This is a genomic window from Streptomyces sp. NPDC006544 (assembly GCF_040611715.1).
Classification (GTDB): domain Bacteria; phylum Actinomycetota; class Actinomycetes; order Streptomycetales; family Streptomycetaceae; genus Streptomyces.
The window spans coordinates 1-20,881 of record NZ_JBEXOV010000068.1; the positions used below are offsets into that span (position 1 = coordinate 1).

Genomic DNA, 20,881 nt, shown 5'->3' on the forward strand with positions numbered 1-20,881 from the left:
GCGCGCCCCCCCCCCCCCCCCCTCTGGGGGCGGGGGGCCGCTCCGGTCACCACCTGTTCACAGTCCCAGTGCCAGTCGGTGGTACGCCTGGTTCCAGCGGAGATCGCGTCGGAACTGCCTCGGTGTGGTGGTCTCGTCGATGAGGGCGAGTTCCAGACGGAGCATCTCCGCCAGGTCGTCGAGATGGTCGGACGTGAGGGCGGTGGTGAGGACGGTATGGTGCGGTCCTCCGGCCGTCAGCCAGGATTCGGTGGAGGTCCGCAGGTCGGGGCGGGGACGCCAGACCGCGCGGGCAACGGGCAGGGCGGGCAGCGGGTGAGGGGGTGCCACCACGTCGATGTCATTGGCGATCAGGCGGAAGCGGTCGCCGAGGTCGGCGAGCCCGACCACCACGGCCGGGCCGGGGGCCGCGTCGAACACCAGGCGCACCGGATCCTCCCGCCCGCCGATGCCCAGGGGGTGGATCTCGCAGCTGGGCCTGGCGGCCGCGATGGTGGGACAGACTTCCAGCATGTGTGCGCCGAGGATGAGCTCGTTGCCGGGTGTCATGTCGTAGGTGTAGTCCTCCATGAAGGAGGTGCCGCCCGGAAGGCCGCTGGCGGCCACCTTGAGGGCGCGCAGCAGGACGGCGGTCTTCCAGTCGCCTTCTCCTCCGAAGCCGTACCCCTGGGCCATGAGCCGCTGGACGGCGAGGCCGGGCAGCTGGCGCAGTCCGCCCAGGTCCTCGAAGTTGGTGGTGAAGGCCCCGAAGCCGCCCGTTTCGAGGAAGGTGCGCAGGCCGGCTTCGATGCGGGCCGCGTAACGCAGCGCGTCGTGCCGTTCGCCGCCCGGTCGCAGTTCCGGCACCAGGTCGTACAGATCGGTGTACTCCTCGACGAGGTCAGCCACTCCGGTCTCGTCCGCGCCGTCGACGACCTCCACCAGGTCGTTGACGCCGTAGGTGTTGACGGAGACGCCGAAGCGCAGCTGGGCCTCGACCTTGTCGCCCTCGGTGACGGCCACGTCGCGCATGTTGTCGCCGAAGCGGGCGACCTTGAGGGTGGCCAGTTCGGATCGTGCGGCGGCCGCCCGCGCCCAGATCGCGACGCGTGCGATCGTCACCGGATCGGTGACGTGGCCGGCCACGGTCTTGCGGGGCACGCCGAGGCGGGTCTGGATGTGTCCGAACTCGCGGTCTCCGTGGGCGGCTTGGTTGAGGTTCATGAAGTCCATGTCAATGGTGTCCCAGGGCAGGGCCACGTTCGACTGGGTGTGGAGGTGCAGCAACGGCTTGCGCAGTGCGTCCAGTCCGGCGATCCACATCTTGGCCGGCGAGAAGGTGTGCATCCAGGCGATGAGCCCGATGCACCGGTCGTCGGCGTTCGCATCGAGGCACACTCGGCGGATGGCGTCGGCGTCGGTCAGTACCGGCTTCCACGCCACGCGTGCGGGAATCCCGGAGGCGTCGGCCAGCGCGGCGGCAATCTGCCGCGACTGGTCGGCGACCTGCTTCAGCGTCTCCTCCCCGTACAGGCCTTGGCTGCCGGTGAGGAACCAGATTTCCTGGGCCGGGGATGTTTGGCTGGGCACATGGTCTCCTGAAGGTGACGTCCCGCAACGGTGGTGAGGGCGGCGGGCGGGTGGGGAAACGGGAAAGAACAGGGGGGCGGGGTCAGTCCGCTGTGCGGGTCGTGTCGCGGATTCTCCTCAGGCGGTGCAGCAGGCCACCGGTACCGAAGTGGTCGTGCAGGAGCCGGTACTCGGCGAAGAGGGCGTCGTAGGCGTCGGCCCGGGAGGTGTCGGGCGTGTACACGGCAGGCAGTCGGCGGCCCATGGCCGCGGTGGCCGTTCGCACGTCGGTGTGCGCGCCCGCGGCCACGGCGGCGTGGATGGCCGACCCAAGGGCGGGGCCTTGGTCGGACGCGGCCAGGGAAACGGGCCGGCGCAGCACATCGGAGTAGATCTGCATCAGCAGTGGGTTCTTGGCCAGTCCGCCGGCGACGATGAACTCGTGCACCGGTACGCCGCCTGCTTCCAGGGCCTCCACGATGACGCGGGTGCCGAACGCGGTGGCTTCGAGCAGCGCGCGGTAGACGTCCTCGGGGCGGGTCGCGAGGGTGAGACCCACGATGACTCCGGAGAGGTGGTGGTCGACGAGGACCGAGCGGTTGCCGTTCAGCCAGTCGAGGGCGACCAGTCCGTGTCCGCCGACCGGCTGTCGGGCGGCTTTCCGGGTCAGCAGGGTGTGCAGGTCCTCGCCGCGGTCGGCGGCCTCGGTGAGGTAGTCCGACGGGACGCCTTGGTCCAGTACCCAGGCGAAGATGTCGCCGACCGCGCTCTGGCCGGCCTCGTAGCCGTAGGTTCCCTCGACGATCCCCCCGCCCACGACACCGCAGATGCCGGGGACGTCGGCGAGGACGGGGGCGTTCACGACGTGGCAGGTGGAGGTTCCCATGATGGCGAGCAGTTGACCGTCCTCGACGGCCTGGGCCGCCGCTGCGGTGACATGGGCGTCGACGTTGCCCGCGGCCACGGCGATGCCGGGGCGCAGTCCTGTCCACGCTGCCGCCTCGGTACTGAGCGAGCCCACTCGTGAGCCCAGCGCGGAGAGGGGGAATTCGAGGCGGGTGCGTGCGAAGTCGGCGAACCGGGGGTTCAGCGCGGCCAGGTACTCCTCGCTCGGGTAGGCGCCGTCCTGGTGGATGCCCTTGTATCCGGCGGTGCAGGCGTTGCGGGACTCGGTTCCGGTGAGCTGCCACACGATCCAGTCGGCGGCCTCGATCCACCGCGCGCAGGTCTCGTAGACGACCGGATCCTCCTCCAGGACCTGGAGGGCCTTCGCGAACTGCCACTCGGCGGAGATCCGGCCGCCGTAGCGGGAGATCCACTTCTCCCCGCGGGCGTGGGCGAGTTCGTTGATGCGGTCGGCATGCGACTGGGCCGCGTGGTGCTTCCACAGCTTGGGCCACGCGTGCGGCCGTCCGGCGAGCTCGGTCTCGGCGAGGGGAGTCCCGTCGGCCAGCGCGGGCAGGACGGTGCACGCGGTGAAATCGGTGGCGATGCCGATCACCGCGGCGGGATCGATCCCGGCCGCCGCCACGGCCTCCGGGACGGCGTGACGCAGTACGTCCCGCCAGTCCTGGGGGTGTTGCAGGGCCCAGTCCGGAGGCAGTTGCGCACCGCCGTGCGGCAGGTGCCGGTCGATGACGCCGTGTCGGTAGGCGTGGACCGCCGCGGCCAGCTCCTGACCGTCGCGAACCCGCACCACCACGGCGCGGCCCGACAGCGTGCCGAAGTCGACGCCGACCGTGTACTGCTCCGATTCCTCGGAAGGAGGGGTGGGCGCGAGGGGAGGGGGTGACGTCAACAGAGTGCCTTTCGAAGGAGCCGTGGGGCGGGCACGCGGGCGCGCCCGGCGGACGGAGATGCCGTCCCGACCGTCCTGGCGGACGGCGAAGGGCCCGATGCCTTGCAGTGTGAGCGCTAACAATGTCGATAGGCAAGAGGTCTGCGGTGGATCATGTGGGGGGATCCCCTCGACGCGACGGCCGCCGTATGCGGGGCTTCGCCTCCATATGCCGTTGATCCGACGCGGGTTGAGGTCTCCGATCCGGGCGGCTGGGTCGACGGTCTCGTGAACGTATGGAGTCCGCCTCGTTGCCCCACGTGACACGGTAACGGACAGGTAACGTGCGCAAAGGGGTTGAGAACCAGGCTTGTTAGCGCTCACAATGCGACGGCCCCCTCAAGGGCATCCCGCTCCCGTCCCCCCCGCCCCCCGGCCCCGCCATGCCCCTGACCACGGGCACGGCCCGGCACCGGCCGTGCGGAGCCTCTTCCGTACACCCCGAAAGGACACCCGTCATGGCTCGCAGAGCAGCCCTCGTCCTCACCGCCGCCCTTCTCGCCTCCTCGGCGTTGACCGCCTGCTCGACCGAGGGCCCCGCCTCCGGCCCGGCCTCCGGGGCCAAGGCGGACTCCGGCGGCGCGATCACCATGGGCTTCGCCCAGGTCGGCGCCGAGAGCGGTTGGCGTACCGCCAACACCAAGTCCGTCCAGGAGGCGGCGAAGAAGGCCGGGATCGAACTCAAGTTCTCCGACGCGCAGCAGAAGCAGGAGAACCAGATCAAGGCGATCCGCACCTTCATCCAGCAGAAGGTCGACGTGATCGCCTTCTCGCCGGTCGTGGAGTCCGGCTGGGACACGGTGCTGAAGGAGGCCAAGGACGCGGGCATCCCGGTCATCCTGACCGACCGCGCCGTGGACACCAAGGACACCTCCCTCTACAAGACCTTCCTGGGCTCGGACTTCGTCAAGGAGGGCAAGTCGGCGGGGGAGTGGCTGACCAGCGCTTACGCGAACGAGCAGGGCCCGGTCAACATCGTCGAGCTCCAGGGCACCACAGGCTCCGCACCCGCCAACGACCGCAAGGCCGGCTTCGCCGACGTCATCCGCACCGACGGCAAGTTCAAGATCGTTGCCTCGCAGTCGGGCGACTTCACCCGCGCCAAGGGCAAGGAAGTCATGCAGGCGTTCCTGAAGTCCCAGAAGGACATCGACGTCCTCTACGCCCACAACGACGACATGGCACTCGGCGCCATCCAGGCCATCGAGGAGTCCGGCAAGAAGCCCGGTACGGACATCAAGGTGATCTCGGTGGACGGAGTCAAGGACGCTTTCGTCGCGATGACCGAGGGCAAGATCAACGTCGTGGTGGAGTGCAACCCGCTGCTCGGGGACCAGCTGATGGAGCTGGCCAAGAAGGTCGTGGCGGGGGAGAGCGTGCCGACCCGGGTCGAGACCCAGGAGGGCGTCTTCCCGCAGGACAAGGCCGCGGCCGCCCTGCCGTCCCGGAACTACTGACGCGGCAGGTTCCGGTGCCGCAGGAGGCCCGCTCCGCCCCGTCTCCTTCGGATCTCGCGCGGCCCGCGACGCCTGGCACCGGGGCCCGCTCCACCACCCCACACATGAGAGGAGGGCGGATGGCATCTCCGTCCACCCCGCCGCCCACGGGCATCGGCGGCCCGCGGCCGGTCCTGGAAGCCCACGACATCCGCAAGCAGTTCCCGGGTGTGCTCGCCCTCGACGGAGTCGCCCTGCGGCTCTTCCCCGGTGAGGTGCACGCCCTGATGGGCGAGAACGGCGCCGGGAAGTCCACCTTGATCAAGGTGCTCACCGGTGTCCACGGCGCCGACGGCGGCACCATCGTCGTCGACGGCCAGCCCCACGCGTTCGCGGACCCCCTGCAGGCGCAGCAGGCCGGAATCAGCACCGTCTACCAGGAGGTGAACCTCTGCCCGAACATCTCGGTCGCGGAGAACATCCTCATCGGGCGCGAACCGCGCCGGTTCGGTCTCATCCACTGGTCCGCGATGCGGCAGCGGGCGGCAGAGCTGCTGACGGAACTGGACCTCGACCTGGACGTCACCAGTCTGCTCGACTCGCACTCCCTGGCGGTGCAGCAGCTGGTCGCCATCGTCCGGGCGGTGGACGTCTCGGCGAAGGTGCTCGTGCTGGACGAACCCACCTCCAGCCTGGACCGGGAGGAGGTCGCCCAGCTGTTCACCCTGGTGCGGCGCCTGCGGGACCGCGGTGTGGCCATCCTGTTCGTCACGCACTTCCTCGACCAGGTATTCGATCTCTGCGACCGCGTCACCATCCTGCGCAACGGCCGGCTGGAAGGCGAGTACCCCATCGGTGAACTCACTCCGGTGACGCTGGTGCAGCGCATGATCGGCGGAGAACTGGCCACCCTCGACCAGTTGTCCGGCCGTGCCCACGAGGAAGCCGCCGAACGGGCGGCCAGCGAGCCGTTCCTCCAGGCACGGCAGCTGACCCGCACGGGCTCGATCGAACCGTACGACCTCGACATCCACGCCGGCGAGGTCATCGGACTGGCCGGCCTCCTGGGCTCGGGCCGCACCGAGGTGGCGCGCCTGCTGTTCGGCGCGGACAGCGCGGACGCCGGAGAAGTGAGCATCGAGGGCAGGAAGGTACTCCTGCGCACCCCCCGCCACGCCATCGCCCGGGGCATCGCGTTCTGCTCCGAGAACCGCAAGTCCGAGGGACTGGTGGGGGAGCTCACGGTCCGCGAGAACATCATCCTCGCCCTGCAGGCCGCCCGCGGCTGGACCAGGCCGCTGGCCCGTGCGAAACAGGACGAACTGGCACGGCACTGGATCGAAGCCCTGGACATCCGCCCCGCCGACCCCGAAGCGCAGGTACGCCACCTCAGCGGAGGCAACCAGCAGAAGGTCCTCCTCGCGCGCTGGCTTCTGACCGCACCCCGGCTCCTGATCCTCGACGAACCCACCCGGGGCATCGACATCGGGGCCAAGGCGGAGATCCAGAAACTCGTGGCCCGCCTGGCGGGCGAAGGCACCGCCGTGCTGTTCATCTCGGCGGAACTCGAAGAGGTCCTGCGCCTGAGCCACCGCATCGCCGTGCTCCGCGACCACCGCATGGTGGCCACCCTGGCGAACGACGACACCGTCACGCCCGAACGCCTCCTCACGACCATCGCCACCGGAACGGACTCATGACCACCCAGCCCGCCAAGTCCGAGGCGGCCGCCGCAATCGGGAGACGGCTGGCCGGCCACCGCCTGCTGTGGCCCGCGCTCATCCTGCTCGCCCTGCTCCTCGGCAACCTCGCGTTCCACCACGACTTCTTCTCCGTCCGCGTACGCGACGGCCACCTCTACGGCAGCCTCATCGACATCCTCCAGTTCGGTGCGCCCCTCATCCTGGTGGCGCTCGGCATGACCTTGGTCATCGCCACCCGTGGCATCGACCTCTCCGTGGGTTCCACCGTCGCCATCGCCGGCGCCCTCGCCTGCGGGCACATCTCCACCGCAACGCGTCCGGGCAGTGTCGCCACCATGCTCACGGCCGTCGCCCTCGCACTCGGTGTCGCACTCGTGCTGGGCCTGGCCAACGGCTTCCTGGTGTCCGGGCTGGGGGTGCAGCCCATCGTGGCCACCTTGATCCTCATGGTCGCGGGCCGCGGCGTCGCCCAGCTGATCACGGACGGCCAGATCATCACGGTGACCAGCGCCCCCTACAAGATGATCGGAGGCGGCTACTGGCTGACCTTCCCCTTCGCCGTCCTCCTGGCAGCCGCCCTCGTCGCGCTCACCGCCTTCGTCACCCGCCGCAGCGCACTCGGCATGCTGATCGAGTCCGTCGGCGGCAACCCCGCCGCCAGCCGCCTGGTCGGCATCCGGGCCGGCGGTCTGCTCGCCCTGGTCTACGTCTTCAGCGCGCTGTGCGCCGCCGTCGCCGGGCTGATGATCAGCTCCAACGTCTCCAGCGCCGACGGCAACAACGCCGGCCTGTGGATCGAGCTCGACGCGATCCTCGCCGTCGTCGTCGGCGGCACCGCACTGACCGGAGGACGCTTCTCCCTCGGCGGCACCGTCCTGGGCGCCCTGATCATCCAGACCCTGTCCACCACCGTCTACACCCTCGGCGTCCCACCCGAGACCACCCTCGTCTTCAAGGCGTTCGTCGTCATCGTCGTCTGCCTCGTGCAGTCCCCGGTCTTCCGGTCCAAGGTCCTGCGCCGCCGCGGGGCGGCCACTCCCCGATCCCACACCACGGCGGGCGCCACCCCGCAGCAGCAGGAGGTACGCGCATGAGTACCGGCATCGCGAGCGTCGCCGCGCACCTCACCCGCCCCTTCGCGACCGTGTCCCCGCGCACCCGCACCCGTATCCCCCTGATCGTCACGGCCGTCCTGCTGGCCGTCATGTTCAGCGTCGGATCGGTGCGCTACGAGGGCTTCCTCTCCGCGCAAGTCGTACTGAACCTGCTGATCGACAACGGATTCCTCCTGGTCGTCGCGGTCGGGGCGACCTTCGTCATCCTCACCGGCGGCATCGATCTGTCCGTCGGCTCCATGGTGGCCCTGTCGACCATGCTCACGGCCTGGCTGGTCGAGTCGCACGGCTGGCCCCTGGCCACCGTCGTTCCACTGGTCCTGCTCGTCGGTGCCGCGAGCGGGACGCTCATGGGCTGGATCATCCACACCTTCGAGATCCAGCCGTTCATCGTCACCCTGGCCGGCATGTTCCTCGCCCGCGGGCTCTGCTACACCATCAGCACCGAATCCATCACGATCAGCGACCCCACCACGGCCGGAATCGCGCAGACCCGCTTGTACGGCCCGGGAGGACTGTTCGTCTCGATCCCGGTGGTCATCGCCCTCGCCGTGCTGGTGATCGCCTTCGTCGTACTGCACCACACGCGCTTCGGCCGCAACGTGTACGCGCTGGGCGGCAATGAGTCCTCCGCACGCCTCATGGGTCTTCCGACGGGTTCCACCAAGATCGCCGTGTACGCCGTCAGCGGCCTGTGTTCCGCACTCGGCGGCCTGCTGCTGACCTTCTACATGCTCTCCGGCTACGCCCTCCACGCCATGGGCATGGAACTCGACGCCATCGCCGCCACCGTGATCGGCGGCACGCTGCTGACCGGAGGTTCCGGCTTCGTCCTGGGTACCGCCCTCGGCGTGCTGGTCCTCGGCACGATCCAGACGCTGGTCAACTTCCAGGGCACGCTCAGCTCCTGGTGGACCCGGATCGTCATCGGCGCCCTGCTGCTCGTGTTCATCGTGCTGCAACGCCTGATGAGCGGCCGCCGCCCCGCCGCGGGCTGACGCCCGGCCGCTCTGCCCGTCAGCCCCTGCCGCAGCGTTCGAGTGCCGCGATTCACCTTGCTTCCCGGCATACCCTCCGACGGACCGACTTCCAGGGAACACCGCCATGGAACACGCATATGAACCTACCGACCAGGCCACTGACCCCGGGCAGGCTCCCGCCTGTCCGCGGACGGGACGTCCCCTGCGCATGGCCGACGAGGGAACGGGGGAGAGATGGCGGTTCGGATTCCCCGGCCGGGCCCGCGCGGAGGTGCACACGCGCGGCGCCCGCCTCCGTTCCCTGATCCTGCCGGACCGCTGGGGCCACACCGCCGACGTGGTGCTCGCGGCCCGCGACCCCGCCGCCTGCGAGGGCTCCGCACGCTACTTCGGTGCGACGGTGGGCCGTTACGCCAACCGCGTCGCGCGCGGCCGGCTCGTCGTCGACGGCGTCACCCACCGGCTCGCCACCCAGGAGACCGGGCACACGCTGCACGGCGGCCCCGAGGGGTTCGACCAGCGCCTGTGGCGGTGCGAACCCTTCCACTCGGCGCACCGCACCGGTGTCCGCCTGTTCCTGCACAGCCCCGACGGGGATCAGGGATTCCCCGGCGCCCTGAACGTCCGCCTCACGTACACGCTGGACCGCGACGACAACCTGACCATGTCGTACCAGGCGGTCGCCGACGCGCCGACGATCGTCAACCTCACCAACCATGCCTACTGGAACCTCGAGGGGGAGGGGCGCGGCAACGTCCTGGCCCACCACCTCCAGGTCGCGGCCCCTCTCTACACCCCCGTCGACGCCGAGCTGATCCCCGACGGCCCCCACCGCCCGGTCAGCGACACCCCGTTCGATCTCCGCAGGCACCGGCGGCTCTCCGACGTCCTGACCCATACGGATCCGCAGCTGGCGCTCGCCGGCGGCGGATTCGACCACAACTGGGTCCTCGACGGCGCCCGGCGGGCCCGTCCTCGGAAGGCCGCCATGTTGTACGCCCCGGCATCCGGGCGCCGCATGGACGTGCTCACCACGGAGCCGGGCATCCAGGTCTACACCGCCCAGGGCCTGACCGGTGACATCTCGGGCAAGGCGGGCAGGCCGTACCACGCATACGCGGGGGTCGCGCTGGAGACCCAGCACTTCCCGGACTCCCCGAACCGCCCCGACTACCCGACGGTCGTCCTGCGCCCGGGTGAGCTGTACCGGTCGACCACGATCCACAGTTTCACCACGGTCACCGTCTGAGAGGGGCGGCGCCGGCCGTAACCGCTGTCCGGTGCCGCGGGGGCACCGGACAGCGGCTTTCGTGCGTGCCGCCGGCTACCCCCGTACGAGGTGCCTCGGGTCCCGCCCCCCTGCGGGAGGGGCCAACAGTCGGGCAGGTGGGGGTCATTCGCCGGGGGGAGCGATCCTGCGGGCCGTGCTGGCGCGCACGATGAGCTCGGGCGCCACCACCACGTGGGTCGACTCGTCGGTCCTGCCCTCGATGTGGTCCAGGAGCAGCCCGATGCTGTCGCGGCCGAGCGAGGCGAAGTCCTGGCGGATCGTCGTCAGCGGGGGCGGGAAGAACTCCGCCTCGGGGATGTCGTCGAAGCCGGCGACCGCCACGTCCTCGGGCGTGCGCAGGCCCGCTTCCCGCAAGGCCCGTAGGACACCGAGGGCCATCTGGTCGTTGGCGACGAACACCGCGGTGAGGCCGGCTCCCTGCCCTCGTGACGCCATGACCCGCCCCGCCAGCTGCTGGCCGGCCTGGTATCCCGACAGCGGACTCCAGTCGCCGCGCAGTACGGGCGGCGCCTCGGCGCCGGCATCGCGCAGCGCGTCCTCCCACCCCTGTGTGCGGGCCTCGCTCTCGAGCCAGTCGGGGGGCCCCGCCACATGCCACACGGTGGCGTGGCCCGACGCGAGGAGATGCTCCGTGATCATGCGGGCGCCGAGGTTCTGGTCCAGCGACACCCCCGGCAGGTCGAGGGTGTGGCCGCCTTCCACGGTGACCACCGGGCACGGTGCTTCCAATGCCGCCAGGGCGCGCACCGTGGCGCGTTGCGGGGTGACGGCGACGATCCCCTCGACGCCCCACCCGGCGAGGTGCTGCATGGCCTCGGCGAGGGCTGTCTGCGTGGCGGTGCGAAGCGTGACGGCGGACGTCAGGTAGCCGCGGTCCCGAGCCGCCTCCTGCACTCCCGCCACGGTGCTGGCGGGCCCGTGCAGAGTGGTGTTCACCGCGATGACGCCCAGCGTGTGGGTCCGGCGGGTGGCCAGGGCCCGGGCCGCCGAGTTGCGGCGGTAGCCCAGCTGCTCGATGACCTGTGTCACCGTGGCCCGGGTCTTGGCGCTGACGTTCGGGTGGTCGCTGAGCACCCGCGAAACGGTCTGATGGGACACGCCGGCGACGCGCGCGACGTCCGTCATCGTGGGCGCTCGCGAGACGTCTGGGAGCTGGGTCAACTCTCTTCCTTTCCTCATCGAGCGGCCTTCCCTCAAGGTACCGAATCAGCCGCGGCCCGCACACGTCTCGGACCGACCGGAAGATTGTCGACCAGGTGTAGATGTTTGCGTTCACATTATGCAGCGTTGATCGCATGTTGTGGGGAGAAAATTTCTCGTAAGCTCTTGAGATATCTGCTTGTTAGCGCTCACAATCTCATCAGGGTGGCTGAGGCAGGCGAGCCGCGATGCCTGCTGCGCCCCCCGATCAGTCCAGCCCACTCATGCGCGACCGCGGGCCCTGCCGGATACCGGTCGGGGAGAAACGCCGCGCATGCCGGAGAGACGGTGAGAGCGCAGTGAGCGAGACCTTCCTCAAGGACCTCCGTCGCGAGGTCCTCGCGGCCAACCTGCGCATCCCGGAGGCCGGCCTGGCCACCCTCACCTGGGGAAACGTCAGCGGAGTGGACCGAGGCGCCGGCGTCTTCGTCATCAAGCCGTCCGGGGTCTCCTACGCCGACCTCACCGAGGAGGACCTGGTGGTGGTGGCACTGGAGGACGGGCGGGTCGTCGAGGGACACCTCAGGCCGTCCACCGACACCGAAACCCATCGGTGCCTCTACCGGGCCTTCCCCTCCATCGGCGGCGTCACCCACACGCACTCGACGCACGCCGTCGCCTTCGCCCAGGCGCGCCGCCCGATCCCCGTACTCGGCACGACGCACGCCGACACCTTCAACGGCCCCGTCCCCGTGACGGAGGACCTCACCGCCGCGCAGTGCGCGCGGGACTACGAGTACAACACCGGACAGGTGATCGTTGCCCGGCTCGACGGCGACCCCCGGCGGGCCGATGAGGTCCCCGGAGCGCTCGTCTCACGACACGGACCCTTCACCTGGGGTGCCACCGCGAAGGCGGCGCTGGAGAACGCCATCGTCTGCGAGGCCGTGGCGGAGATGGCGCTGCACACGCTGGCGCTGGGGGCCCGCCTCGGGGAAGCCTCGGAACCGCCGAAGCACCTGCTGGAGCGGCACTTCACGCGTAAGCACGGACCGGACGCCTATTACGGCAACGTCCCTCATGCCCCGGGCGTCTGAAGCCGCGCACCGTCTGGCGACCCGGCGAACTGCGGCGGGCTGCCGGCGCCTGCGGCGCCCGTGGGGGAGGGGCGTCCGGTCACCGCGCAGTACTGTCGCCCGCAGTGCGTGACCTTGACGCGCGGGGTGGACGGCCTCACGGCCGCCGATGCGGTGACCACCGCACTACGGTCACCGGACCGCCCTCGCCACCCGCCCCAGCGGCGCGGGCCGCGTCACCTGCGTCGGCCCTGTGCCGGGGCGCGAACTTGCCCGGGAGCCGGCCGATGATTTCGCGCCACCGGTTCAACGTGCGCCGAAGCTGTGGTGGTGGTCGGCCTGTTCTCGGATGAAGATCAGTCAACTACCGCTTCCAGCAGGCGGCTTGACGTGCCTGTCAGGTGCCTGGCTTGATTGGGAGCGCTCCCACTTTGAGTCCCCACCCACCGAGGAAGGCTTCACCGTGCCTCCTGTCACCTCCGCTCGCGGCGTGCCACGTCGCGCGGCCGCTGTACTCGCCGGCCTCGCGCTGGCCGTCGGCGGCCTGTCCGCGACCGCCCTGACCGTCCCGGTCGCGGCTGCCGCCACCGTGACCGCCGCGGCCGACACGTCCGTCCGGGTCAACCAGCTCGGCTACCTGCCCGACGGCCCCAAGCGGGCCACCGTGGCCAGCTCCGCGACCGCCCCGCTCGCCTGGCAACTGCGCGACGCCTCCGGCACGGTGGCCGCCTCGGGCGCCACCGCGGTGCGCGGCGCCGACCAGGCGTCGGGCCAGTCCACGCACCTGGTGGACTTCGGCGCGTACACCGGCACCGGCACCGGCTTCACCCTGGTCGTCGACGGCCAGACCAGCCACCCCTTCGACATCTCCGCGTCGCTGTACGACGGACTGCGCGCCGACAGCATGTCGTTCTTCTACCAGCAGCGCAGCGGCATCGCGATCGACGCCGCCCTGGCGGGCGGCAGCGCGTACGCCCGCCCCGCCGGGCACCTCGGCGTCGCCCCGAACAAGGGGGACACCGGCGTCCCCTGCCAGGCCGGGGTGTGCGACTACCAACTGGACGTGCGGGGCGGCTGGTACGACGCGGGCGACCAGGGCAAGTACGTGGTCAACGGCGGCATTTCCGTCTGGGAGATGGTCAACTCGTTCGAGCGGGCCCGCCGTTCGGGCGGCGACGCGGCGCTCGGCGACGCGACGCTAAGGGTGCCGGAGCGTGGCAACGGGACGCCGGACGTCTTGGACGAGGCCCGCTGGGAGCTGGAGTTCCTGCTGCGGATGCAGGTCCCGGCAGGGAAGTCGATGGCCGGAATGGCATTCCACAAGATGCATGACGCCAAGTGGACTGCCCTGCCGACCCGGCCCGAACTCGATTCCGAGCAGCGCGAGTTGCACAAGCCCTCGACCGCCGCGACGCTGAACCTGGCAGCCTCCGCCGCGCAGTGTGCTCGGGTGTACGCGCCGTACGACTCCGCGTTCTCCGCGCGCTGCCTGGACGCGGCCCGCCGCGCCTGGACGGCCGCCAAGGCCAACCCGAACGTGCTCGCCCTGGCGACCGACAACACCGGCGGCGGTGCCTACGAGGATGCCGACGTCTCGGACGAGTTCTACTGGGCGGCGGCGGAACTCCTGGCCACCACGGGCGAGTCCCAGTACCGGGACGCCGTCACCTCCTCCCCGCACCACGCCAAGCCTGTCGACGCGTTCTGGTGGGGCGGCACCGCGACGCTCGGGCGCATCACCCTCGCCACCGTCCCCGGCGTGGCCCTGCCCGCCGACGACACGGCCCGGCTGCGAGGCCTGCTGACCGCGGCTGCCGATGCCCACCTGTCCACCATGGCCGGACAGGGCTACGCGGTGCCGCTCCCGGCAACCGGATACGTGTGGGGCTCCAACAGCTCGGTCACCAACAACGCGATGGTGCTGGCCGTCGCCTACGAGCTCACCGGTCAACAACGCTACCGCTCCGCAGCGTTGGAGTCCCTGGACTACCTGCTCGGCCGCAACGCGCTCGACCTGTCCTACGTCACCGGCTACGGCGATCGCTACTCCGCGAACCAGCACCACCGGTTCTGGGCGCACCAGAACGACGCCTCGCTGCCGCACCCGCCGGCCGGTTCCTTCGCGGGCGGTCCGAACGCGGGGCTGGAGGACCCTGTCGCCAAGGAGAAGCTCGCGGGCTGCGCACCGGCGGCGTGCTACGTGGACGACATCGGCTCGTACTCCACCAATGAGGTGGCCATCAACTGGAACGCCTCGCTGGCCTGGCTGGCGGCTTTCGCGGCTGAGCGGCGCGGCGCCCCCGCCGTGCCCGTGGTCCAGGTGGCACCGGCGGCCGTGACGGTCCCGGAGGGCGGTTCGGCGCAGGTGGGCATGCGGCTCTCGGCCGCGCCCGCGCAGAACGTGACGGTGTCGGTGGCCCGGAGCTCCGGCGACCAGGACCTGTCGGCGGCCGCGACCCTGGTGTTCACCCCAGCCGACTGGGCGACGGTGCAGCAGGTTTCTGTCTTCGCCGCGCAGGATGCCGACGCGTCCTCGGGCAGCGCGACTTTCACGGTCGGTGGTCCTGGCGTGCAGCCGGCGAGTTTCACGGCGACGGAGGCGGACGACGACGCGCCGGCGGCCTCCTGCACGGTGGCGTACAGGATCGACAACGCCTGGGGCAACGGCTTCACGGCGACGGTGACCGTGAGGAACACCGGAACGTCGGCGATCTCCGGGTGGACCCTCGGCTGGAGCTTCGCGGGTGATCAGCGGATCAGCAACGCCTGGAACGCCACGGTCAGCCAGTCGGGCAGCACGGCTACCGCCCGGGACTCCGGGTGGAACGGCACGCTGGCGCCCGGCGGCAGCGTGAGCTTTGGTTTCCAGGCGACGTACTCGGGTACCAACGCGATCCCGGCGCGCTACACGCTCAACGGTGCACCCTGCTCCTGACGCGGCCGTCTCCACGCTCTGTTCGCCGGCAGCGACCAGTCCGAAGGCATGGGGTGCTTTCCTGAGAGAGCTCTTCCGTCCTTCGATCTGAGAGGGACGACGGAGTGGAGCCAGGATCATCCTGGCTCCACTCCAAGCTGCGGGCGTGTCACTGGAACTGTGCGAAGAACCTCCAGATCTCTCCCTTGGTCCAGGTCGTGACGCCGCTCTCGTTGGAGGAGCCGTCGACCGGACCGGGCAAGTGGCCTCCGTCGAACGCGGCCCATTGGACCGGGTACCCGGCACGGCAGCCCGAGTAGGTGGTGGTGATGTGCGTCCGGCTGCCCGGCGCGGGCTCGCGCGGGCTCTGGGAGGTGCAGCCGTTGTTGCTGACGAACCTGTCGCGCAGGGACCGTCCTTGCGCGATGTTGAGGACGGAGTCGCTGACGCCGTGGATTCCGAAGTAGGCGATGGGCTGCGCGCCGCCGCTGCACCCGCTGATCTCGCCGCCGGAGATGACCGCGACAGCCCTGAAGACGTTCGCCCGGGTGCATGCGAGTGCGTAGCTCATCCCGCCGCCCCAGCTGAAACCGGTGGCGAAACGCTGCGCCGTGTTGACGCAGAGACCGCCCTCGATCCGCCGGATCATGTCGTCGACGAAGGTGACGTCCTCACCGCCCGGATTAGCCCAGCCGTTGTCGAGGCCCTGGGGGGCGACGAGGATCGCGCTGTTGTCGGATTGTTCCTGTTGGCCGTAGTAGGACCAGGCCTTCCCGCTCGTTCCGCCCGAGGCGACGTCGCCGGCGGTTCCGCCCCGCCAGTGGAACGCGAAGATCAGCCGGTAGGGCTGGCTGCTGGAGTAGTTGTCGGGAACCCTGAGGATGAAGCTGCGGCTCTTGCCGCCGCTCTGAATGGTGTGCGTACCGCTCGCCAGCGTCGGGGCGCTGCCGCATCCGCCGCCGGACGACAGCTTGACCATCTGCCATTGCTGGTTGGCGCCGCCCCAGTCGCTGTACTGGACGACATTGCCGCCGTCGGCGGTGGAGGCGCCCTGCACCTCGACGGCCTTGCCGCTGTTGCGGTTGATCAGCCGGACGTGGCCCCCGTCGGAGTCGGCCAGCCGGAATTGCTGGTTGGCCCCGTTGCCGTCGGCCCGCTGCGCGATCGCGGCACCGTCGGCGGTCGAGGCGCCGGCCACGTCGAGGACCTTGCCCGAATGCCGGGCCCTGAGCCGGTAGAAGCCGCCGCCGGAGTCCACGAACTGCCACTGCTGGTTGGCTCCGTCGTTGCGCGTCCACTGACCGACCCGCGCGCCGTCGGCGGTGGACGCGCCGTAGACGTCCAGCGCCTTGCCGCTGTTGCGATTGACCAGGACGTACCAGGCAGTGCCGTCCACCGTGGCCGCCTCGGCGGGCGCCGGGTTCACCGCGAAGAGCGTGCCGATCGCGAGCGTCGCCGCCACCACGGCGGCCAACCGGGACCACCAGCGGGGCCTTCGTGGAGGGGCGGGGGAAGCCGCACCGTAGGACTTCATCGGTTCACCCTTTCGCCGTGCCGGGTCGTCAGGTGCGGGTCCAGCGCTGGTTGCTGCCGCCCGAGCAGGAGTAGAGCTGGATCAGGGTGCCGTTGGCGGTGCCGGTTCCGGCCGCGTCCAGGCAGAGGCCGGACTGGACTCCTACGATGGATCCGTCGGAGTTCAGGCGCCACTTCTGGTTGTCGCCGCCCCAGCAGCTGTAGATCTGGACCTTGGTGCCGTTGGCGGTGCCGGCGGCGTCCAGGCACTTGTTGCCGTAGACCTTGAGCTCGCCGGAGGCGGTGTACGACCACTGCTGGTTGGTGCGGTTGTTGCAGTCCCACAGGTTGAGCTGGGTGCCGTCGGCCGTGCTGGCACCGGGCACGTCCAGGCAGCGGCCCGAACCGACGCCCTTGACCTGTCCGGAACCGGGCGTGGGGGTCGGAGTGGGGTTGGAGGAACCGGCGTTGAGTGCGCCCAGCACGGAAGTGTAGGCCGGCTTCTTGTTGCCGTTGCCGTCGAACAGCAGAGGCGACTGCTCCGACCGCCAGGAGTCGGTGTCGCGCACACCCCAGACGGTGATCCCGAGGCAGCGCGGGACGGCCAGGCAGTCGTTGGTCACGTTGGCGTACGTCGTGGCCGAGGCGCCCTGAATGTCGAGTTCGGTGACGGCAACGTCGACGCCGAGGGCGGCGAAGCTCTGCAGGGTGGTGCGGAAATTGCTGTTGTACGGGCTGTCGTTGTTGAAGTGGGACTGGAAGCCGACGCAGTCGATCGGCACGCCGCGCTGCTTGAAGTCCCGGACCATGTTGTACATGGCCTGGGTCTTGGCCCAGGTCCAGTTCTCGACGTTGTAGTCGTTGTAGCAGAGCTTGGCGGCAGGGTCGGCGGCGCGCGCGGTGCGGAAGGCGACCTCGATCCAGTCGTTGCCGGTGCGCTGCAGGTTGGAGTCGCGCCGGGCTCCCGAACTGCCGTCGGCGAAGGCCTCGTTCACGACGTCCCACTGGACGATCTTGCCCTTGTAGTGGGCCATCACGCCGTTGATGTGGTTGGTCATCGCCTGGCGCAGCGCGCTGCCGCCGAGGTTCTGCATCCAGCCGGGCTGCTGGGAGTACCAGGCCAGGGTGTGGCCGCGTACCTGCTTGCCGTTCTGCACCGCCCAGTTGTAGACGCGGTCACCGGCGGCGAAGTTGAACTGGCCCTGCTGGGGTTCGGTGGCGTCGATCTTCATCTCGTTCTCGGGCGTCACCATGTTGAACTCGCGGCCCGCGATCGTCGTGTACGCCGAGTCGCCCAGCCTGCCCGAGGCGACGGCGGTGCCGAAGTAGCGGCCGCTCTGCGCCGCCGCGCCGCCGAGGGTGCTCTCGGCGGCCTGTGAGGCCAGCGGAGCCACCAGTATGGCGGCCGAACCGAGGACGCCGGCGACCAGCGCCGTGCGGAGAATTCCGATCTTCCGGCGGACGGTGGACGGGGGAATGGCATTCGAGCCCATGAAAGAGCCTCCAGGACAGAAATCACGGAAGGGGTTGAAGCGCGGCAGAGTGAATCCGCGTGAACGATGCCCGCGTCCATTGACAAAAGGACGCTCACCGTCAGGGCGTAACGATTCAAGGCCGACACCCGGCACTCGGGCACAGACGGGGGGTATCGCCTCGGGCCTCAGTCTGGAAACACCGCCGAAACATGTCAAGACTTTCGAAAGGGTTTCGAGAATTCGACGCCTCTGAATAGCCCAATAGCCGCTTTTCACGGCGCGATCCTCATCGAAAATATTTCGATGAGGATCGCTCTACAACGGCTATTTCCTTCAGTTCGGATCTCCGGTCAGCGCAGGACCGTGTTGAACTCCAGTGCCGGGTCGGCGTTGAGGACGAGGGACTTGGCCTGATCCGGCCACCACGCACCGGCCGCGGGATCGACGACGCCGTACTCCGGGTCGATGGTGCCGCCCGGGATGCTGCGGTTGCACTGGCCGTCGGACTGGCCGACGGTCTTGATCCACAGGTAGGCGTCCACGAGCGGGACGCGGGAGTTCGCTGTCGGCCGGGCGCCGATGCCGCGCCCGGGAGCGTTGCACCAGGTTTGCGGATCGCCGCTGTACTTGCCCGCGGGCGGGGTCCAGGCGCCCCGGCCGTCTCGGCTGGTGTCCACGACGAGGTGGGTGAGCTCCTGCGCGGGCGGGGTGCCCACGTTCTGCTGGAACCACAGGTCGGTCCAGTGCCAGGTGGACGGGTCGTCCACGTTCACGGAGCTTCCCGGCTGCCCGTCGTTCGGTGCCGCGGGGGAGTAGTACTGGCTCGCGCACCAGTCGGGGTGCCCCTTGGCCCAGTCCGGGCCCTTGGTGGCGAACCACAGGCACTGGGAGACCCAGGTGCCGTAGTGGGTGGACAGATCGGTGGCCAGGTAGTTGGAGACGTTCAGCGAGAAGCCCTGGGTGCGGGTGACACCTGCCTGGAGGAGGCGCCCCGCGGCGTCGCCGACGCTGCGCCAGTGGCTGTTGCCGGCGTCCAGGTAGACGACGCTGTTCGGCTGCCGCTCCAGGGCGTCGATCGCGTGGTTGAGGTCGGCGAAGCGTCCTGCGGTGATCGCGCCGGTGGGGTCGCTGCCGGGCCCGCAGTCGGAGGGGAGGTTGGCCAGCCCGTCCGGTTCGAGGATGACGACGGCCTTGCTGCGGCCGATCCCCCGTGCGAAGGCGCTGATCCAGGCCTGGTACTCGGCGTCCGACTGCGCACCGCCGGAGGAGTACTGGGAGCAATCGCGCAGCGGGATGTCGTAGGCCACCAGGACGGGAACCGTCCGGGTTCGCTCGGCCCGGCGCACCAGCTCCCGTACGCGGGACTCGACCTGCTCCGGAGTGCCGTCGGTGAACCAGGCGGCCTCCGGCCAACTGGCCAGTTTCGCCATGGACCTGGCGCCCTCGAAGTCCCGGTGGAGGAGGTCGGTGACGGCCTGGTGAGCCGCGTCGCTGTCGGGATCGACGTAGAAGCGGGTGTTCGCGGGAAGCGTGTGGGATGCCGGCGCGGAGCTCGCCCCGGCAGAGGCGGGGGCGACGGCGCCGAAGAGCAGCGTGAGCGCGCTCGCTGCCAGGACTAATCGGTGGAGGGGGATGCGCACGGGGTTCCTTCGCTGAGGGAGGGGAGCGGGGGCGGGTCAGTAGCCGTAGATCATCTTGTAGGCGACCTCCGGCAGGAACTGTCCGGCCGAGGAGCCGGCCCCGACGCCGCAGTTGCCGTCGGACTCGCCGGGGATCTTGATCCACAGCAGCATCTCGCCGCCGCCGCCGCGCTGGGTGGGAGTACCGATCCGGCGGCCGGCGGGGTTGCACCACTGGCCGTTGGAACCGTTGCCGTTGCGGCTGGTGTCGACGACGAACGGCTTGGTGTAGCCGTAGGAGCCCAGTGCGGAGTTGACCGCGTTGCCGTAGGAGGTGTTCTGGTCGGTGGTGAAGTAGTTGGAGACGTTCAGTACGAAGCCGCGTGCCCCGCTGACCCCGGCGGCGGCGAGCTGCTGCGCCATGGTCGAGGCGCCGATCCAGCCGGGGTTCCCGGCGTCGAGGTAGACCCAGGTGTGGGGTGCCTTGGCACTGAACTGGGCGATCGCGTTCTTCAGCATGGCGTTGCGCTCGGCGATCTGAGCAGCCGTCATGCAGCTCTCGTGGCCGAGCGCGTCGGGTTCGAGGACGACGACGGCCGGGCGGCTGCCGATGCCACTGGCGAAGGCGGAGATCCAGGCGTCGTAGGCGGCGCGGCTCCCGGCGCCGCCGCCGGACTGACCGGCGCAGATGTCCCGGTTGGGGATGTTGTACGCGACCAGGATCGGCAACTTGTCGTAGGAGTCCGCGCGGCCGACGTAGGCGCCGGCGGCGCTGCCGATGTCGCCGCTCCAGTTGCCGAACCAGCGGGCCGCCGGGGTGTTGGCGATGGACGTACGGATCGCCGCCGCCCGCCCGTCGCCGGGGTTCGCGTTGGTCCACCGAAGGGCGGAGTTGTCGGGGTCGGCGTAGAAGCCGCTGGTCATGGTGGTCGGGTCGGCGGCGTACGCCGGGCCGGCGTCGATCAGGGCGAGAGCGGCGGTCAGGGCGCCGGCGAGCAGGGCGGACGCGGCTCGGACGGACTTGCGCATGGTTCTTCCTCCGGTGGGGGTGGGGAAGTGGAAGCGCTTCCAGTTTGGGTGTGGGGTCGGATCGCGCTGATGGGATGATTGGGGCCGCCGCCGGGGCGTGTCAAGTGGTTGAACACGGAAGTACCGACATGGCCGGTATGGCGTCATTGGTTGGAAGCACTACCGGATCGAGACCCGGTCGGCATCCGTGAGCAGGTCCGAAGTCG

General features: G+C 70.0%; 14 protein-coding genes. 7 read left to right on the plus strand and 7 right to left on the minus strand.

The window, feature by feature from the left end; all coding sequences use genetic code 11:
* Nucleotides 1–57: 57 nt before the first annotated feature.
* Both araA and araB read right to left on the minus strand, forming a co-directional pair.
* Nucleotides 58–1,569, minus strand: coding sequence for an L-arabinose isomerase (gene araA / locus ABZY44_RS26705; protein ID WP_356658033.1), 1,512 nt, complete (start codon nt 1,567–1,569; stop codon nt 58–60).
* Between the two features lie 82 nt (nt 1,570–1,651).
* The gene (gene araB, locus ABZY44_RS26710) at nt 1,652–3,346 is read right to left on the minus strand and encodes a ribulokinase (protein ID WP_356658035.1); all 1,695 of its coding nucleotides are present in this window, start codon (nt 3,344–3,346) and stop codon (nt 1,652–1,654) included.
* 497 nt (nt 3,347–3,843) lie between these two features.
* Between araB and ABZY44_RS26715 the strand changes: the two genes are divergently transcribed.
* The 5 genes from ABZY44_RS26715 (at nt 3,844) to ABZY44_RS26735 (ending at nt 9,868) form a co-directional block, all read left to right on the plus strand.
* Nucleotides 3,844–4,842 (plus strand): ABC transporter substrate-binding protein, encoded by a 999-nt coding sequence (locus ABZY44_RS26715; protein ID WP_356658037.1) that lies wholly within the window; start codon nt 3,844–3,846, stop codon nt 4,840–4,842.
* Nucleotides 4,843–4,961: 119 nt separating this feature from the next.
* Nucleotides 4,962–6,521 (plus strand): sugar ABC transporter ATP-binding protein, encoded by a 1,560-nt coding sequence (locus ABZY44_RS26720; RefSeq protein ID WP_356658039.1) that lies wholly within the window; start codon nt 4,962–4,964, stop codon nt 6,519–6,521.
* Nucleotides 6,518–7,618 (plus strand): ABC transporter permease, encoded by a 1,101-nt coding sequence (locus ABZY44_RS26725; RefSeq protein ID WP_356658041.1) that lies wholly within the window; start codon nt 6,518–6,520, stop codon nt 7,616–7,618. The genes ABZY44_RS26720 and ABZY44_RS26725 overlap by 4 nt, the downstream gene beginning before the upstream one ends.
* Nucleotides 7,615–8,637, plus strand: coding sequence for a galactofuranose ABC transporter, permease protein YjfF (gene yjfF / locus ABZY44_RS26730; protein ID WP_356658043.1), 1,023 nt, complete (start codon nt 7,615–7,617; stop codon nt 8,635–8,637). Before ABZY44_RS26725 ends, yjfF begins: the two co-directional genes overlap by 4 nt.
* A gap of 190 nt (nt 8,638–8,827) precedes the next feature.
* Entirely contained in the window at nt 8,828–9,868 is a 1,041-nt protein-coding gene (locus tag ABZY44_RS26735) for an aldose epimerase family protein (protein WP_356658045.1), read from the plus strand.
* A gap of 144 nt (nt 9,869–10,012) precedes the next feature.
* On the opposite strand, the gene ABZY44_RS26740 is transcribed toward ABZY44_RS26735, so the two are convergent.
* The gene (locus ABZY44_RS26740) at nt 10,013–11,071 is read right to left on the minus strand and encodes a LacI family DNA-binding transcriptional regulator (protein ID WP_356658047.1); all 1,059 of its coding nucleotides are present in this window, start codon (nt 11,069–11,071) and stop codon (nt 10,013–10,015) included.
* A 338-nt stretch (nt 11,072–11,409) separates the two neighbouring features.
* On the opposite strand from ABZY44_RS26740, the gene araD reads away from it, so the two are divergent.
* Together araD and ABZY44_RS26750 are read left to right on the plus strand one after the other, a co-directional pair.
* Nucleotides 11,410–12,147, plus strand: coding sequence for an L-ribulose-5-phosphate 4-epimerase AraD (araD, locus tag ABZY44_RS26745; protein WP_356658049.1), 738 nt, complete (start codon nt 11,410–11,412; stop codon nt 12,145–12,147).
* 442 nt (nt 12,148–12,589) lie between these two features.
* Nucleotides 12,590–15,061, plus strand: a complete 2,472-nt coding sequence (locus ABZY44_RS26750) for a glycoside hydrolase family 9 protein (RefSeq protein ID WP_356658051.1) — start codon at nt 12,590–12,592, stop codon at nt 15,059–15,061.
* A gap of 148 nt (nt 15,062–15,209) precedes the next feature.
* On the opposite strand, the gene ABZY44_RS26755 is transcribed toward ABZY44_RS26750, so the two are convergent.
* From ABZY44_RS26755 to ABZY44_RS26770, 4 genes are all read right to left on the minus strand, one after another.
* Entirely contained in the window at nt 15,210–16,505 is a 1,296-nt protein-coding gene (locus ABZY44_RS26755; RefSeq protein ID WP_356658083.1) for an RICIN domain-containing protein, read from the minus strand.
* A gap of 97 nt (nt 16,506–16,602) precedes the next feature.
* Entirely contained in the window at nt 16,603–18,045 is a 1,443-nt protein-coding gene (locus ABZY44_RS26760) for an endo-1,4-beta-xylanase (RefSeq protein WP_356658053.1), read from the minus strand.
* Nucleotides 18,046–18,377: 332 nt separating this feature from the next.
* Nucleotides 18,378–19,667, minus strand: coding sequence for a glycoside hydrolase family 6 protein (locus ABZY44_RS26765; RefSeq protein ID WP_356658055.1), 1,290 nt, complete (start codon nt 19,665–19,667; stop codon nt 18,378–18,380).
* 36 nt (nt 19,668–19,703) lie between these two features.
* Nucleotides 19,704–20,675, minus strand: a complete 972-nt coding sequence (locus ABZY44_RS26770; RefSeq protein ID WP_356658057.1) for a glycoside hydrolase family 6 protein — start codon at nt 20,673–20,675, stop codon at nt 19,704–19,706.
* Nucleotides 20,676–20,881: the final 206 nt, after the last annotated feature.